Annotated in this window: 14 protein-coding genes; 4 read left to right on the forward strand and 10 right to left on the reverse strand. The window is 66.2% G+C overall.

Annotated elements, in window-relative coordinates:
* The gene (cysK, locus tag EFY87_RS01685; RefSeq protein ID WP_123269557.1) at positions 1-933 is read right to left on the reverse strand and encodes a cysteine synthase A; all 933 of its coding nucleotides are present in this window, start codon (positions 931-933) and stop codon (positions 1-3) included.
* A 185-nt stretch (positions 934-1,118) separates the two neighbouring features.
* Here cysK and EFY87_RS01690 point away from each other — a divergent pair, with 185 nt between their 5' ends.
* On the forward strand, positions 1,119-3,395 hold the full coding sequence (locus EFY87_RS01690; protein ID WP_123269558.1) for a (Fe-S)-binding protein: 2,277 nt from the start codon (positions 1,119-1,121) through the stop codon (positions 3,393-3,395).
* 82 nt (positions 3,396-3,477) lie between these two features.
* Here EFY87_RS01690 and EFY87_RS01695 read toward each other — a convergent pair whose 3' ends face one another.
* Genes EFY87_RS01695 through EFY87_RS01705 form a run of 3 tightly spaced genes read right to left on the reverse strand, consistent with a single transcriptional unit; the run spans position 3,478 to position 6,260 of the window.
* On the reverse strand, positions 3,478-4,221 hold the full coding sequence (locus EFY87_RS01695) for an amino acid ABC transporter ATP-binding protein (RefSeq protein ID WP_123269559.1): 744 nt from the start codon (positions 4,219-4,221) through the stop codon (positions 3,478-3,480).
* A 1-nt stretch (position 4,222) separates the two neighbouring features.
* Positions 4,223-5,320 (reverse strand): amino acid ABC transporter permease, encoded by a 1,098-nt coding sequence (locus tag EFY87_RS01700; protein ID WP_123269560.1) that lies wholly within the window; start codon positions 5,318-5,320, stop codon positions 4,223-4,225.
* Positions 5,321-5,357: 37 nt separating this feature from the next.
* Entirely contained in the window at positions 5,358-6,260 is a 903-nt protein-coding gene (locus EFY87_RS01705; protein ID WP_123269561.1) for an ABC transporter substrate-binding protein, read from the reverse strand.
* A 237-nt stretch (positions 6,261-6,497) separates the two neighbouring features.
* Between EFY87_RS01705 and EFY87_RS01710 the strand changes: the two genes are divergently transcribed.
* The 3 genes from EFY87_RS01710 to EFY87_RS01720 are packed head-to-tail and all read left to right on the forward strand — an operon-like array spanning position 6,498 to position 8,901.
* On the forward strand, positions 6,498-6,806 hold the full coding sequence (locus EFY87_RS01710) for a hypothetical protein (protein ID WP_123269562.1): 309 nt from the start codon (positions 6,498-6,500) through the stop codon (positions 6,804-6,806).
* Positions 6,803-7,444, forward strand: a complete 642-nt coding sequence (locus tag EFY87_RS01715) for a hypothetical protein (RefSeq protein ID WP_123269563.1) — start codon at positions 6,803-6,805, stop codon at positions 7,442-7,444. Before EFY87_RS01710 ends, EFY87_RS01715 begins: the two co-directional genes overlap by 4 nt.
* Positions 7,441-8,901: a PGAP1-like alpha/beta domain-containing protein gene (locus tag EFY87_RS01720; RefSeq protein ID WP_123269564.1), complete on the forward strand. Its 1,461-nt coding sequence runs from the start codon at positions 7,441-7,443 to the stop codon at positions 8,899-8,901. Before EFY87_RS01715 ends, EFY87_RS01720 begins: the two co-directional genes overlap by 4 nt.
* 27 nt (positions 8,902-8,928) lie before the next feature.
* Here EFY87_RS01720 and EFY87_RS01725 read toward each other — a convergent pair whose 3' ends face one another.
* The 6 genes from EFY87_RS01725 to EFY87_RS01750 form a co-directional block, all read right to left on the reverse strand.
* A complete protein-coding gene (locus tag EFY87_RS01725) occupies positions 8,929-10,935 on the reverse strand; it encodes an ABC transporter ATP-binding protein (RefSeq protein WP_123269565.1) in 2,007 nt (668 codons plus the stop codon).
* Positions 10,935-12,671, reverse strand: a complete 1,737-nt coding sequence (locus tag EFY87_RS01730; RefSeq protein WP_123269566.1) for an ABC transporter ATP-binding protein — start codon at positions 12,669-12,671, stop codon at positions 10,935-10,937. The genes EFY87_RS01725 and EFY87_RS01730 overlap by 1 nt, the downstream gene beginning before the upstream one ends.
* On the reverse strand, positions 12,671-13,303 hold the full coding sequence (locus EFY87_RS01735) for a TetR/AcrR family transcriptional regulator (protein WP_220093454.1): 633 nt from the start codon (positions 13,301-13,303) through the stop codon (positions 12,671-12,673). Before EFY87_RS01735 ends, EFY87_RS01730 begins: the two co-directional genes overlap by 1 nt.
* An 86-nt stretch (positions 13,304-13,389) precedes the next feature.
* Complete coding sequence (locus EFY87_RS01740; RefSeq protein ID WP_123269567.1) at positions 13,390-14,319, reverse strand: ABC transporter substrate-binding protein; 930 nt, start codon at positions 14,317-14,319, stop codon at positions 13,390-13,392.
* Positions 14,320-14,356: 37 nt separating this feature from the next.
* Positions 14,357-15,091, reverse strand: a complete 735-nt coding sequence (locus tag EFY87_RS01745) for an ABC transporter permease (protein WP_123269568.1) — start codon at positions 15,089-15,091, stop codon at positions 14,357-14,359.
* Positions 15,088-15,732, reverse strand: coding sequence for an ABC transporter permease (locus EFY87_RS01750; protein WP_123269569.1), 645 nt, complete (start codon positions 15,730-15,732; stop codon positions 15,088-15,090). The genes EFY87_RS01745 and EFY87_RS01750 overlap by 4 nt, the downstream gene beginning before the upstream one ends.
* Between the last annotated feature and the right edge of the window lie 2 nt (positions 15,733-15,734).

Raw genomic sequence — 15,734 nt, forward strand, 5'->3', positions numbered from 1 at the left:
TCAGTCGACCAGGCCCTCGAAGAGGATCGTCGACAGGTAGCGCTCGCCGAAGCTCGGGATGATCACCACGATCGTCTTCCCTGCGGACTCCGGCCGGGCAGCAACCTGTGCCGCCGCGGAAAGCGCTGCGCCCGAAGAGATTCCGACCAGTAGGCCCTCCTGCGTGGCAGCCTTGCGTGCCCACTCGACCGCGGTCGGCGCGTCGACGTCGATGACCTCGTCATACACGCTGGTGTCCAGGATCTCCGGAACGAAGTTGGCGCCCAGGCCCTGGATCTTGTGCGGGCCGGGCTGGCCCCCGTTGAGGATCGGGGACTCGGCGGGCTCGACCGCGACGATGCGCACGTCGGGGTTGCGCTCCTTGAGGACCTGGCCGACACCGGTGATGGTGCCTCCGGTGCCGATGCCGGCGACGAGGATGTCGACCTTGCCGTCGGTGTCCCGCCAGATCTCCTCCGCGGTCGTCTCGCGGTGGATCTGCGGGTTCGCCGCGTTCGCGAACTGCCGAGCGAGTATGCCGCCCCGTTCCGCCGCGATCTCCTCGGACTTGGCAACGGCTCCCTTCATGCCCTCCGAACCCGGCGTCAGCACGAGCTCGGCGCCGAATGCCTTGAGCAGGGCCTTGCGTTCGGCCGACATGGTCTCGGGCATGGCCAGCACGACGTTGTAGCGCTTGGCAGCACCCACCATCGCGAGCGCGATGCCCGTGTTGCCGCTGGTCGCCTCGACAATGGTGCCGCCCGGCTTGAGCTCGCCGGACTCCTCCGCGGCCTTGATGATCGCGGCGCCGATGCGGTCCTTGACCGACGCGGCCGGGTTGTTGAACTCGAGCTTGGCGGCGACGGTCGTCCCTTCGGCGGAGTCGACGATGCGGTTGATGCGCACGAGCGGCGTGTTGCCGATCGCCTGGGTGACGTCGTCGAGGATGGGCACGTCGTTGCCTTTCGTCTGAGCTGTCGCGCGGTTACGCCGAGTGCATTCACTCGGGGCATGGACGGTCCAACCCCGGACCGATTATCCATATTCCAACAGGTCGTTATCGTTCGCGCAAACGAACAGTGAGCGGTCCAGCGCCATGCGGAAAGTTACTCACGAGTAACAATCGCTAGACTATATCTATGTCAGCCCTGCAGATCATCGCCGCGGTGATCACTCTCGGCATCACTGCCGTCGGTGGCGCGCTCGCCATACCCGCGATCCGGGCGTTCATCGCCACCTTCCAGCTCGGCCGCCCGGAAGACCGCGGCGACCGCAAGGGCCGGCGCTTCGGGACCGTCGCGCGCGAGATCTTCGGCCACACCCGGATGTCGCGACTGCCCATTGTCGCCGTCGCCCACTGGCTCACGATGACCTCGTTCATCGTGCTGTCGCTGGCGGTGCTCGCGTCCTACTTCCAGGTGTGGAACCCGACCTTCGCGCTGCCGATCATCGGCCACTTCTTCCTCTTCGAGTGGCTGGTCGAATTCCTCGGCTGGACAGGGCTTTTCGGCATCTGCTGGCTGATCTGGAACCGCCGCGACAAGCATCCGGCTCGCGCCGAGGGCCAGGACGGCCGCCGCTCGCGGTTCTTCGGCTCGATGTTCTGGCAGGCCTACTTCGTCGAGATCGTCATCCTCGTCGAGATCATCTGCGTGCTCACGCTGCGCGGCCTGGAATACGCCATCGGGCGCTACGAGGGCGAGGGCACCGCGAACGGCCTGCACTACCCGCTCACCGCGTGGTACGGCCAGTGGCTGCACCATATGTCGCTCGGCAACGTCAAGGCGCTGATCGTGGTCGTGTCGACGATCAAGATCGTGACCGCGATGACCTGGCTGATCGTCATCGCGCGCAACATCACCATGGGTGTCGCCTGGCACCGCTTCCTGGCGTTCTTCAACATCTTCTTCAAGCGGCACGCGGACGGCCGCACGTCCCTGGGTGCTCTGCAGCCGATGACGGTCGACGGCAAGGCGGTGACACTGGAGTCGCTGGAGGAACTCGACGAGGACGCGACCTTCGGTGTCGGCGCGGTCGAGGAGTTCACCTGGAAGGGCCTGCTGGACTTCTCCACCTGCACCGAGTGCGGCCGCTGTCAGAGCCAGTGCCCGGCGTGGAACACCGACAAGCCACTGTCGCCCAAACTGCTGATGATGACGCTGCGCGAGCACGCGCACGCCAAGGCGCCATACCTGCAGGCGGCGCAGGTCGCAGCGGGCACCGGCCCGGCAACGGCAGAGAACCCGATCATGGAGATCCCGCTCATCGGGGCGACCGGGTATGACGAGATCGCGCCGCTGACGGCATACAACCCCGGCGGCGACGCGGACGCTGTTATCGACGCAGACGTGCTCTGGTCATGCACGACCTGCGGTGCCTGCGTCGAGCAGTGCCCGGTGGACATCGAGCATGTCGACCACATCGTCGACATGCGCCGCTACCAGACGCTGATCGAGTCGGCGTTCCCGTCCGAACTCGGCGGACTCTTCAAAAACCTTGAAGGCAAACAAAACCCGTGGGGTATGGCGCCCCGCGCCCGCCTCGACTGGGCCAAGGGGCTGCCCTTCGACGTCTTGGTCTTCGGACAGGACGTCGAGTCGCTCACCGAGGTCGACTACCTCTTCTGGGTCGGTTGCGCCGGCGCCTACGAGGACCGCGCGAAGAAGACCACCCGGGCGGTCGCGGAACTCCTTGACACTGCTGGGGTTTCGTTCGCGGTGCTCGGCGACGGTGAAGCGTGCACCGGTGACTCGGCACGCCGCGCAGGCAACGAGATGCTCTTCCAGGCGCTCGCTGCGCAGAACGTCGAGACGCTGAACGAAGCGGGCGCGACCAAGATCGTTGTGACGTGCGCGCACTGCTTCAACACCCTGAAGAACGAATACCCGCAACTGGGCGGCAATTACGAGGTCGTGCACCACACCCAGTTGCTCAACCGGCTGGTCCGCGAGAAGCGACTCGTGCCGGTCGCCCGCCCGGACGAAGCGGAGATCACCAACAGTGCCATGTCCACCGGCGCATCGGTGACCTATCACGACCCGTGCTACCTGGGCCGGCACAACGGCGTCTACGCCCCGCCACGCGAGTTGCTCGGCGCGCTGCCCGGCGTCGAATACCGCGAGATGGAGCGCTCCGGGATCCGCTCGTTCTGCTGCGGCGCCGGCGGTGCCCGCATGTGGATGGAGGAGAAGCTCGGCTCGCGCATCAACCTCAATCGCACCCAGGAGGCCGTCGCGACCGGCGCCGAGCGCATCGCCGTCGGCTGCCCGTTCTGCCGGGTCATGCTCACCGACGGCCTGACCGCCGAGCAGTCCGACGGGCGCGCCGGCGAGGACGTCGAGGTCGTAGATGTGGCGAACATGCTGCTCGCCGCCGTGCGTCGCGGCGCCGAGCCAGAGCCGGCCGCGGCGGAGTAGCCGGGCGGGGCACTCGGACGTAACAACACTGAGCGGCCCGCGAAATGTCTCCATCTCGCGGGCCGCTCGGTGTCGAAGTGCGTTACAACCGGCCTGATTTCACCACCCGGCTGAGGAATTGCTGGGTTCGTTCTTCCTGCGGGTTCTCGAAGATGTCCTTCGGGGGACCCATCTCGAGGATGGCGCCCTGCTCCAGGAAGCACACCTTGCTGGCGACCTCCTTGGCGAAGCCCATCTCGTGGGTTGCCAGCAACATGGTCAGTCCGTCGTGGGCCAGCTGGCGCACGATCTCCAGGACGTCGCCGACCAGTTCCGGGTCGAGCGCAGCCGTGATCTCGTCGAGCAGCATGATGCGCGGCTCCATGGCGAGCGCGCGCACGATCGCGACCCGCTGCTGCTGACCGCCGGAGAGCATGTCCGGGTAGGAGCCTGCCTTTTCCGCCATACCGACCGACTCGAGAAGGGCCATCGCCTTCTCCTTGGCCTCCTTGCCGTTGACCCCGGCGACCATCGTCGGCGCGAGCATGACGTTCTTCAGCACCGACATGTGCGGGAAGAGGTTGTAGCTCTGGAAGACGATGCCGACGTCACGGCGCAACCGGTTGAGGTCGACGCCCGCACCGGTCACCGTGTCGCCGTCGATAAGGATCTCCCCGCCGTTGACCTCCTCGAGCTGGTTGACACAACGCAACAACGTCGACTTGCCGGACCCGGAGGCGCCGATCAGGCAGACCACCTCGTGACGCTCGACGTTGATCGAGACGCCCTTGAGCACCTCGAAATCTCCATACGATTTGCGAACGTCCTTGATCTCCAGGAATGCCATCTCAGCCACCCGCCCGTTTCGCTGCGTCCTTGTTGACCAAGTAGTCGACGAACCGGGCCTGCGGGATGGTGATGATGATGAAGAACACCGCCGCCAAGGTGACCGGCGCCAGCGTGAACAACTTGCTCTCCCACAATTTGGTGACTGTGAGAACCTCCGGAATTGCCGCGATCGACAAGAGTGCGGTGTCCTTCTGCAGGCTGATGAAATCGTTCAGCAGCGGCGGCACCATCCGGCGCACCGCCTGTGGCACCAGCACCGCCCGCAGTGTCTGCGCATACCCGAGGCCAAGGGACCGGGCCGCCGCAGTCTGGCTCGGGTGGATGGACGCCAGACCCGCCCGGTACACCTCTGCGACGTATGCCGAGTAGGTCAGCGTCAGCGCGACGACACCCAGGTATGCGGAGTTCCACGTCTGGGTGAAGGTGAACGCCAATGGCACACCGAAGACGACCAACAGAACCGTCACGATGGCCGGGATGGCCCGGAAGACGTCGCAATAGACAGTCGCGATCAGCCGCAACGGCGCACCGGCGCGACCTGGCAGCATGCGCATGATCGCTAACACCAGGCCGAAGATCAACACCAGCACGAACGACACGACCGCCACCCAGATGTTGATCCAGAATCCCTGGATCGCCTGGGAGAACGACTGGCTCCATGCGTTGACCCGGAAGAAGGTGTCGGCGACCGCGCCCTGGTTGGTCAGCGCCAGCCACATCAAGCAGCCGACGATGATTGCGGCTACGCCGTACCCGAGGCCGATCGAAGCGTCCTCACGTCCACGGGCGGCGGCCCGCCGGGCAGCAACCAACTGCCCGCCACCTAGCAGGCCGGACCTCTTTCGCGCGCCGGAGAAGCCCTGGATCGTCGGCCACAACGGGTAGAGCGAGATCAGGACCAGGAGCGCGCCCACCAAGGTGGCCAGCACATGGCCATGGTTATAGTCCCGCAGCAGCTTCGCGCCGTACACGACGAGCGCGATGCCGAAGAGGTCGACGACCAGCGCGAAGACGGCGAGGTTTGCTACCTGCTGCGGAGGGCTTGGCTCCGGGGCAGGCTGGAGGTCGTCCCGGACGAGCCCCGGCGCGCTTGTCATCGGGGCCGACCCCCAACCTCATCCAATATGAATCGGATCACTTCAGCGACCACACCGGCACCGACGACGGGTCGCCACCGAAGGCAGGACCGAGATAGGTCTTCGACAAGTATTTCAGGACGCCGTCGGCCTGCAACGTCGTGATGCCCTTGTCGAGCTCGGCAGCATTCGCCGAACCCTTGGGATAGATCGCGCCGTACTTCTCACCGGTCTTGTATTGGCCCGGCACCTCGAGCTTGTTGCCGGTCTGCTTGGCCTCGGCCAGCACGATTGCGGTGTCCAGCAGCGCGACATCGGTCTGCCCGGAGAGCACGGCCTGGTAAAGGGTCTGGGAATCCGGGTAGATCTTCTGCGACTTGCACTTCAGCTTCGTCTTCAAGAAGTCTACCGACGTCGTGCCTGAGTATGCCGCACAGCGTTTGCTGGTGATGTTATCGGCGGTGACACCCGCGCCCTTCTTGGTCAGCACCCCAATGTTGGAGTCGAAGTACGGCTTGGAGAATTCGACGACCTTGGCCCGCTCGGGCGTGATAGAGATCTCCGCGAGTGCGATGTCGAAGTTGTTGGTGTGGCCGGCGACGAGCTGGTCGAAAGACACGTTCTTGATCGACAGCTTCTTCAATCCGGCCATATTGGCCAACTCGGCTGCCATGCAGTATTCGTAGCCATCCTTGATGGAGTCGGCGGTCGTGCCGTTCCACCAGCCCTGCGCCGGCAGTGTCGTCTCCACGGTCAGCGTGTCAGGAACGACCGGCTTAATCTTGATGCTGTCGGGCTTGCTGGTGATCTTGCAGTTGCCATATTTCGCTGTGGTCGCCTTTGCCGGCGCGCCAGATTCGGAGCCACCGTTCTTCGAACCGCCGGAACTCGAGCTGCACGCGCCGAGCGAGGCGGCGAGCGCGACCGCGCTCGCGATGGTTAGGGTGCGCTTCAATGCCATGACCAGGTTCCTTCCGGCAGGAGAATGCTCAGTCATGCGCAGTAGACCCACGCAGCTGGGCTGTCCCGGGACAGCGTAGGGCCCGGGCCAGCTCAGGACGCGGATTTCCGCGAAGGTGTGCCCATTATGTGATCTACCCCCAAGGACCCGTCCACAACACCGGCGATTACGGGCGCCGTCCACAACGCCGGGCATCGCGACGGACGACGGGCGAGCGAGAAACCTATCGTCCTGGGCATGTCCGATGACCCAGAGCAGATCCGAGCGCAGGCCAGGCGCGCCGCCCGACTCGCAGCCGAAGCCCGCCAGGCGGCCACGGCCGTGACGAGCAACACGTCGATCCAATGGCACAGCAGTGGTGCCGACCGCTACCGCAGCAAGCTCAGCGAACGTGCCGCCGAGTTCCGGCATCGCGCCGGCGACTTCGACGAACTGAGCCGCCTGCTCTATAGCCACGCCCGCCACGTGGAAGATCACGAACGCGCGATCGGCACGGTGATGGACGGCGCCGGCAAGGTCATCGACCCGCTGCGGCTGTTCTCATGACCGGGCATTCGGGCGTACGACGCGAGGCGCTCGACGGCGACACCGTGCTCGCGGTCGGGGAGAGTATGACGTCGGGCAGCTACGGCAGCATCTTCGCGGCCACCCGCACGCGCGCCTGGCTGACGCTCGTGACCGCCGGTCACGACGAGTTCCGCGTGTTGCGGCAGTCCCGGACCGGCTGGACCCTGACCACCGGGCACACGCAGCGGCTGCCCGGTGAGCTCGTCGGCCTGCCTGCCGAACTCGAGACGCTGACCGTCACCCGGCCGGAGGTGGACCCGCCGCCCGCACATCCCCGACCGTCCACAGCCCTCGGGCCGGGCGAGGTGCTGGCGCTCGCCGAGCTGGTGCGCACCGGCGACTCCGAGCGCATCCACATGGCATGCGAGGATCTCGGCCTCGCGGGGATCCCTTGGTGGATCACGCAATTCGCGTGGGGAGCGGAGGCCCTGCTGTCCATGACGATGACGATTGACGACAACCCGCAGTTCGCATCCGTCGTCCACCTGCTGCCGTCCGGATGGGGTTGTCTGCACGCGGGCACCGACGATGACCTGGCGTTCCGGCCCATGTCGACGGTCGAGGTGCAGGGCCGCCTCGGCGCGTTCGCGGCCCGGCTCGTGGAGTGTGCCGCATGACCGACGGATCGTCCTGGCGGTGTCGCGTCTCCGGCGGTGCCGCATCGACGCAAGCAAAGCTCACCGACATGCGCACGGCCGCGGGGCGCCTGGACACCTACGGCGGCGATGCCGGAGACCTGTGCGCGTCGGCGCTCGGCATCGGCGCCTCGGTCCCGGCCAAGAGCGCGCTGCTCTCGCCGGGCTCCGCAATGCGCATCGCCGAGCTCGTCGCCGGCCTGTCGATCAACCTGGGTGCCCTCGGGGTGCGGATGGAGTTCGTTGCGCGGACGTTGCGCTGGAGCGCGACCGCCTACGAACTCACTGACGAGGCACAGCGCAGGCTGCTGTCCGGCATCAATGTCCTGACCGCCCCCGCGCGGCTCGGCAACGACGTCGGAACTGCGGCCATCCACGCCTGGTCCAGGCATCCGATGACACTCTCGATGCTCGGTGGCGGCGATCTGCGCCCGTGGACGGAGTCGTTCAGCGACGAACTCAACGAAGAGGTGACCGCGGACCCAGGGTTGGCCGACGGTCTGGTCCCCTGGCTCGAAGCGGGCGTCTGGGTGGGAGGCTCCACCCTCGCCGCAGGACAGTTCGGCGCGGCCAGCTTCGCGTCGGGGCGCCACCTGACGCCCCCGCCACTCCCCGGGAACTTCGAGGACCAGATCGGCTGGCTGCTCGCCTCGGGCCGAATGTTCGGCTTCTTCAACGACACTCAGCCGCTGAGCGTCACGCAAACCGCTGCACGCACGTCACCCGTCACGACACGCGACCTCGCCGACCTGGTGCAGGCTTCGGCCGACGTCGAGCATCGTTCTGACAAGGCCAAGTCGGTGCTGTCCGTCCGTCGGGTCGTCGGCGCCGACGGCAAAGGCGCCTGGATCGTGGTCATTCCCGGCACCACGCACTGGTCGGCATACACCGACAATGGCCCGTCCGACGCCACCGCCAACCTGGTGACGATGACCGGACAACCGTCATCGCTCTACCCGGCGATCGGCAACGCACTCGCCACGGCGATGAAGGAGTCCGGGGTGCAGCCCGGTGCCGAGCCGGTGCTGCTCACCGGGCACAGTCAAGGCGGCATCGTGGCGACCCGGCTCGCGGTCGACGACACCTTCCGGTCGACCTACAACGTGCGGGAGGTGGTCACGGCCGGCTCACCGATCGACCGGATGAAGGTGCCGCCGGACGTCAACGTCCTGTCCCTCGAGAACACCCACGACATCATCCCGCGCGTCGACGGGCGCCCAGCCCCGGATGCAATCAACCGGGTGGACGTCGGCTGCGCAGCGCCCAGCAGCGAGCACGTGCGCCAGATCACCGACGCACACGACGCGTCACGCTATGTGCGGCAAGCCCGCGAACTCACCGCCGACAGCGATGAGACCCTGCAGCAGTGGTACGACCGCAACGGGAAGTTCCTGACCGGCCGGGAGACCGACTACGAGTTCCAGTTGCGACGACCATGAGCGCCGCGCAGCCCCGGCCGGGCCCGCTCACGGGGCCGGTGCCAGGGCGTTCGGGTCTGCCTCGGTCATGGCCCCCTCGAACTGCGACATGTAGAGCCGGTAGTAGGCACCACCTGCAGCCAGCAGCTCAGAGTGGTCACCCTGTTCGACGATGCGCCCGTCCTCCATGACCAGGATGGTGTCGGCATCCCGGATCGTCGAAAGCCGGTGGGCAATCACGAAACTCGTGCGGTCCGAACGCAACGCAGCCATCGCTTCCTGCAGCATCACCTCGGTGCGCGTGTCGACGGAGGAGGTCGCTTCGTCCAAGATGAGCATCGCCGGATCGGCCAGGAATGCCCGCGCGATGGTGATCAGCTGGCGTTCGCCCGCCGACACGCCGGAACCCTCTTCGTCAATCACCGTGTCATATCCCTCCGGCAGGGAGTGCACGAAACGGTCAACGAACGTTGCCCGCGCCGCGGCGCGGATCTGGTCCTCGGTGGCGTTCAGCTGACCGTAGGCGATGTTCTCGCGGATGGTGCCATGGAAGAGCCACGCGTCCTGCAGCACCATGCCGATCCGGGAGCGTAAGTCGCCGCGCGGCACGGTGCGGATGTCGACGCCGTCCACCAGGATCCGGCCGGAGTCCAGCTCGTAGAAGCGCATCAGCAGGTTGACCAGGGTCGTCTTGCCGGCGCCGGTCGGGCCGACGATCGCCACCGTCTGCCCGGGCTCGACCCGCAGGCTGAGCTCCTGGATGAGCGGCGTGTCCGGGGCATAGCCGAAACCCACGTCGTCGAACTCCACCGCGCCGCGTGTCGGCGGGAGTTTCGCGTCCCCTTCGGGCTCCTGCTCAGGGGCATCGAGGACCTCGAACACTCGCTCCGCGCTGGCCACCCCCGACTGCATGAGGTTGACCATCGACGCGAGCTGGGTGAGCGGCTGGGTGAATTGCCGCGAATACTGCACGAAAGCGGTTACGTTTCCGAGCGACATACTGCCGTTGGCAACTTGCAGCCCGCCCAGTACGCAGACCACGACATATTGCAGGTTGCCGACGAACATCATGATCGGCATGACCAGGCCGCTGACGAACTGCGCGCGCCAGCTGACGTCGGCCAGCGCCTCATTCGTCGTGTCGAACTCGGCCTCCACCTCGCGTTCGCGCCCGAACACCTTGACCAGATCGTGCCCGGTGAAGGTCTCCTCGATCTGGCCGTTGAGCCGGCCGGTGTGGCCCCACTGCGCGACGAAGAGCTTCTGCGAGCGCTTCATCACCTGCCCGGTGACGACCATGACGACCGGGATGGCGACCATCGCGACCATCGTCAGCCACCACGAGATGGTGAACATCATCACGATGACGCCGATGACGGTCAGTCCGTTGACCAGCAGCTGGCTGAGCGTCTGCTGCATCGACTGGCCGATGTTGTCGATGTCGTTGGTGACCCGGGAAAGCAGTTCACCGCGCGGCTGGCCGTCCAGGTAGCTCAGCGGCACCTTGTTGATCTTCGCCTCGACGTCCTTGCGCAACGTGTTCATCGACCGCTGCACGACGTTGTTGAGCAGCCGTGCCTGGATCACCTGGAAGACCCCGGCGCACACGTAGAGCGCCAGCACCGTCAGCAAGATGCGGCCGACCGTGTCGAAGTTGATGCCGACGCCGGGCACCACATCCATTCCGGCCAGCATGTCGGCCCGGGTGTTCTCGCCGTGGGCGCGCAAGGCAGCGACGACCGCCGCCTTGCTCTGCCCGTGCGGCAACAGGGCACCGACCGATCCGGCGAAGATCTTGTCGACCGCCTGGCCGAGCACCTTGGGGCCGAGCACATTGAGCGTCACCGAGGCGATGGTCAGGACCAGAATCGTGCCAAGGGTCAGCCGGTATGGCGCAAGCCGCCCGAGCAGCCGGCGAGCTGATCCGGAGAAGTCCTTGGACTTCTCCGCCATACCGATGCCCATGCCGGGTCCACCGCCGCGACGAACCGGTTTGGCCGCCCGGTCGCCCGCAGGCACTGCGGGAGCCGGTGTCGCTTCCTTGCGGCGGGCCATCACGCGACCTCCTCGTCCGCACCGTGTTGCGACGCGACGATCTCCTGATATTCGGGGCACTCCGCGAGCAGTTCGTCGTGCGTGCCCTGCCCGACCACGACCCCGTCATCGAGAACGATGATCGAGTCGGCTGTGCGGATCGTCGAAACACGTTGCGCCACAATGAATACCGTCGACTCCCGCACATGTGGAGCGAGCGCGGCGCGCAGCCGCTGGTCGGTCGCCAGGTCCAGTGCCGAGAACGAGTCGTCGAAGAGATAGATCCGGGGCCGGGCCACCAGGGCTCGCGCGATGCACAGCCGCTGCCGCTGGCCACCGGAGACATTGGTGCCGCCCTGGGTGATCGCGGCCTCCAGCCCGCCGTCCATGCGCTGCACGAAATCGCGTGCCTGAGCCACCTCCAGCGCCTCCCACAGGTCGCTCTCGGTGGCATCCGGGTTGCCGTAGCGCAGGTTGCTCGCCACGGTGCCGGAGAAGAGATACGCCTTCTGCGGCACGATGCCGATATGGCCCCATAGTTGCTGCGGGTCCAGCTCCTTCACGTCGACCCCGTCGACCAGCACGGCGCCCGACGTGGTGTCGAAAAACCTTGCGATCAATGACAACAGCGTCGACTTGCCGGAACCTGTCGACCCGATGATCGCCACCGTCTGTCCCGGCTCGGCGCGCAGGCCGACATCGCGCAGCACGGGCTCGTCGGCGCCGGGGTATTGCATGCTCGCCCGCCGCAGTTCGACTATTCCGCGCAGCCGGTCGGGTGTCACCGGATGCTCTGGCGGACGCACCGACGCCTCCGTGGTCACCACGTCGGTGATGCGCTCGGCGGCGACCGACGCCCGCGGGATCATCATGAACATGAACGTCGCCATCATCACCGACATCAGGATCTGGATCAGATAGGTCATGTATGCCGACAGCGAGCCGATCTCGATGTGCCCGTCCGCGACCTGGTGCGCCCCGAACCACCACACCCCGATCGTCGACACGTTCATCACCGTGAAGACCAGGGGGAACATCAGCATCATCAGCCGGCCGACCCGGAGCTGGACGTCGGTTAGATCGTCGGTGGCGATGTCGAACCGGCTCTGCTCGTAGCCCTCGCGGGTGAATGCGCGGATCACGCGGACGCCCGAAAGGTGTTCGCGCATCACCCGGTTCACGCGGTCGATGCGTCGCTGCACGAGGCGGAAGGCGGGCACCATCAAGCGGACGATGAGGCCGACCGAGACCCCGAGCACCACGACGGCGAGCAGCACCAGCCAGGACAGTCCGGCGTCCTGACGCAGCGCCATGATCACGCCGCCCACCATCATGAACGGCGCCGTCACCATCAGCGTGCAGCCCATCAGCACGAGCAACTGCACCTGCTGGACGTCGTTGGTGCTGCGGGTGATCAGCGACGGCGCCCCGAACTGGCCCATCTCCCGGCCGGAGAACCGACCGACGGCACGGAAGATCGAGGCGCGGGTGTCGCGGCCGAAGGACATGGCGATCTTCGCGCCCAGGAAGGCGGCACCGATCGAGCCGATCGCCTGGACCAGGGTCACGCCGAGCATGAGTCCGCCGGTGTCCCAGATGTATCCGGTGTTTCCCTTGCTCACGCCGTTGTCGATGATGTCCGCGTTCAGCGTCGGCAGGTAGAGGTTGGCGCCGACGTTGATCAGCTGCAGCACCACGAGGCCGAGCAGCAATCGTCCGTATGGCGCCAGCCGCTTCCGCACGAGCTTCAGAAGCATCAGTTCCCCTCGGGTTCGTGGTGGATCCGGACGTCGGTCGTCACTCCGAAGAGGATCGTGTGCACGATCTCCTCCGGTGCGAGGATCTCGCCGTCGTTGATGCGCTGGTGACTGCCGCTGAAGGTGAGCAGCCGCATCAGCTGCGCGACCCTATTGACGGGAAGGCGCAACTCACCGGCATACGGCTCGAGCAGTCCGTGGATCAGTGCGGCGCCATGTTCCTCCTGCTCGCGCTGCGCTTTCGGGTCGCGGAATCGTTCCGGCGGACCCATCAGGCTGAACGCGCCCATCACCTCGAAGAGTTGCACGAACCGGGCCTGCAGCTGGCTGACGATGTCGATCATCACCTGTTCGAGACCGGCCGCGCCATCGATTTTCGCCAGCCTGTCGAAGAACGGCCCCGCCTCGAAGGTGCGGTCCAGCACGGCGTCGAAGAGCTCGTCCTTGGTGGCGAACGCCCGGAAGATGGTGCCCTCCGCGACCCCGGCGGCCTGCGCGATCTCGCGCGTCGTGGGCAGCATATGACGCTCCCGGATCAACGCGATCGCCGTCACGATCAACGCCTCCCGTCGCTCGGGCAGCGGCAGCGGTGCCGCCCGGCCGGTCGCGGTCTGCTTGCGTGCAGTGCTCACGGGAGGTGAACTTAGCACAGTGAGTGAGTGCTCACTCACTGTGCTGGGTTCCGGCAGGCCGAAACGTCAACCCGCCGGACCGAGCGTCAGCCCAGACCGTTGTCGGAGATGAATTGTTTCGCGACGGTGGCGATGTCCTTGTGGTCGACCTGCACTTCCTTGTCCATCTCGGCGAGGTTGTCGGTCGTCAACTTGGCCTGGACCGCGTCGAGGATCGTCTGCACCTGCTTGGTCGCCTTCGCCTTGGTGATCAGCGGCACCACGTTGTCGGTGCCGAAGACGTGCTTCGGGTCCTGCAGCACCACGAACCCGTCGGTCTTGATCGACGGGTCGGTGGAGAAGATGTTCGCGGCCTGCGCCTGGTTGTTCTTCAACGCCTGCGCGATCGCCGTGCCCTGCAGTGCCCGGAAGGACTTCGGCACCAGGTTGTACTTCTCCTTCAGCCCCTTCAGACCCTGTTCACGGCCCTGGAACTCCGGCGGCGCGGCGAAGGTGACCTGACTGGAGTGCTTGGCCAGATCCGCGATGGTCTTCAGGTCCCATTTGTCAGCGGTCTGCTTGGTGACCGTGACAGTGTTGGAGTCCTCCGCGGCCGCCGCGTTGAGCAGCATCTCGGTTGCCGGCAACTTCTTGATCACCGCGGCGCGCACCGCGGCCGGCGCCGTTTGGGTGGCGGACGGTTGGTAGTAGGTGAGCAGCGAGTAGGCATATTCAGGCACGAGGTCGATCGACCCTTGCTGCAGCGCCTTCAGGTAGACCTCGCGCGCGCCGATCGGGTCACCTGTCGTCGCCTTGACGCCCTTCGCGTTAAGTGCCGCCGCGTAGATCGCCGCAATCAGTTGAGACTCGGGGAAGTTGGCCGCGCCGACTCGGATGGCACCCGCCGCAGCAGTGCCGGCCGGGGCCTTTCCGGTGCTGGAGTTCTTGCTGAGCGGGTTGCTGCTGCCTCCGCCGCACGCGGCGAGCGCCAACGTCGCGGTGAGGGTCAATGCCGCAACTGACATGGTGCGCTTCATGATGGTTTTCCTCAATTTCATTGTGGGGTCGAGGTTTTCAGCCAGTCGGTGACGCCTGTGTCACCGCGGAGGCACGCCGTCTGCGACGTGCCGAACGTGCCGTGCGCAGTCCGCCCGGCACCACGAGTCGTTGCAGCGCGGCGAGCACACCGTCGACGACGAGAGCCAGCGCTGCGACCAGGACCGCTCCGCCGGCCATCTCGGTGTAGTCGCTGTTCGCGAGCCCGTCGATGAGATATCGCCCGAGACCGCCGACGCTGATGGAGGCCGCAATCGTGGCGGTCGCGATCACCTGCAGTGCCGCACTGCGCAGCCCGGAGAAGATCAGCGGCAACGCGCACGGTAGTTCGACGCGGGTGAGCACCTGGCGGTGCGTCATACCCATGCCGTATGCCGCGTCGCGCGCCGCCGGGTCGACCTCGCTGACACCGCTGTAGGCGCCGGCCAGCAACGGGGGCATCGCCAGGATGACCAGCACGATGATCGTCGGCACGAGGTATGCCGCATCGCCCTGCAACCGCGACACGAACCACATGGCCACCACGAAAAGCAGGCCGAGGCTGGGGATCGCGCGAAAGGCATTGGCAACAGCGATGATCCACTTCGCTCGGCCCGCGTGCCCGATGAATGCGCCGATCGGCAGCGCGATGATCGCAGCGATGAGCACACTCATGCCGGAATACTCCAGGTGCTCGAGCAACCGCTGGGCGATGCCGGTGCCGCCTTGCCAGTGCGCGCCGTCGACAAGCCACCGCCATACCTGGGCGATCACGACGCCACCGCCCGCTGCCAGGGGGTGATCACGCGCGTGATCGCCTGGATCAGCACGTCGAAGATCAACGCCAGCACCAGGCACGCGACGATGCCGGTCCAGACCTCGGCCCAGTAGTTGAGCTGGTAGCCGTCGGTCAGGTAGAAGCCCAGCTGCCGGATGCCGAGCAGGGCAGCGACGCTGACGATGGCGACATTGCTGACGGCCGCGACGCGCAGGCCGGCGGAGATGACCGGCACGGCGAGCGGCAGCTCGACCCCGAAAAAGCGTCGGATGGGCGTGTAACCCATGGCGATTGCAGCTTGTCTGGTCTCGTCGGAAACCGCGCCCAGCGCGTCTGCCACCGTCCGCACGAGCAGTGCCACGGTGTAGATCGTCATCGCAATGATCACGTTGACCGGATCGGTGATCGTGGTCTTGACGACGATCGGCATCAGCACGAAGAGCGCCAGCGAGGGAATGGTGTAGAGCAGGCTCGACCCGCCGACCAGGATCACCCGCAGCCACGAGGCACGGCGAGCCAGCCAGCCGAGCGGCAGCGAGATCGCGAGGCCGAGGAGCAGCGGCAGACCGGCCAGCCAGGCATGGTCGATCGCCCGGCTGAGGATGTCCGACCAGTGGCCATGGATGAAGGAGAGCATGG

Source organism: Flexivirga caeni (assembly GCF_003724155.1).
Classification (GTDB): Bacteria; Actinomycetota; Actinomycetes; order Actinomycetales; family Dermatophilaceae; genus Flexivirga; species Flexivirga caeni.

Excerpts from the sequence above, each read along its gene's own strand:
- EFY87_RS01710 (WP_123269562.1), top strand. The coding sequence starts at position 6,498 with ATGTCCGATGACCCAGAGCAGATCCGAGCGCAGGCCAGGCGCGCCGCC.
- EFY87_RS01720 (WP_123269564.1), top strand. The coding sequence starts at position 7,441 with ATGACCGACGGATCGTCCTGGCGGTGTCGCGTCTCCGGCGGTGCCGCA.
- EFY87_RS01700 (WP_123269560.1), bottom strand. The coding sequence starts at position 5,320 with ATGACAAGCGCGCCGGGGCTCGTCCGGGACGACCTCCAGCCTGCCCCG.
- EFY87_RS01730 (WP_123269566.1), bottom strand. The coding sequence starts at position 12,671 with ATGCTTCTGAAGCTCGTGCGGAAGCGGCTGGCGCCATACGGACGATTG.
- EFY87_RS01715 (WP_123269563.1), top strand. The coding sequence starts at position 6,803 with ATGACCGGGCATTCGGGCGTACGACGCGAGGCGCTCGACGGCGACACC.
- EFY87_RS01695 (WP_123269559.1), bottom strand. The coding sequence starts at position 4,221 with ATGGCATTCCTGGAGATCAAGGACGTTCGCAAATCGTATGGAGATTTC.
- EFY87_RS01690 (WP_123269558.1), top strand. The coding sequence starts at position 1,119 with ATGTCAGCCCTGCAGATCATCGCCGCGGTGATCACTCTCGGCATCACT.
- EFY87_RS01725 (WP_123269565.1), bottom strand. The coding sequence starts at position 10,935 with ATGGCCCGCCGCAAGGAAGCGACACCGGCTCCCGCAGTGCCTGCGGGC.
- EFY87_RS01705 (WP_123269561.1), bottom strand. The coding sequence starts at position 6,260 with ATGGCATTGAAGCGCACCCTAACCATCGCGAGCGCGGTCGCGCTCGCC.
- EFY87_RS01740 (WP_123269567.1), bottom strand. The coding sequence starts at position 14,319 with ATGAAGCGCACCATGTCAGTTGCGGCATTGACCCTCACCGCGACGTTG.
- EFY87_RS01750 (WP_123269569.1), bottom strand. The coding sequence starts at position 15,732 with ATGCTCTCCTTCATCCATGGCCACTGGTCGGACATCCTCAGCCGGGCG.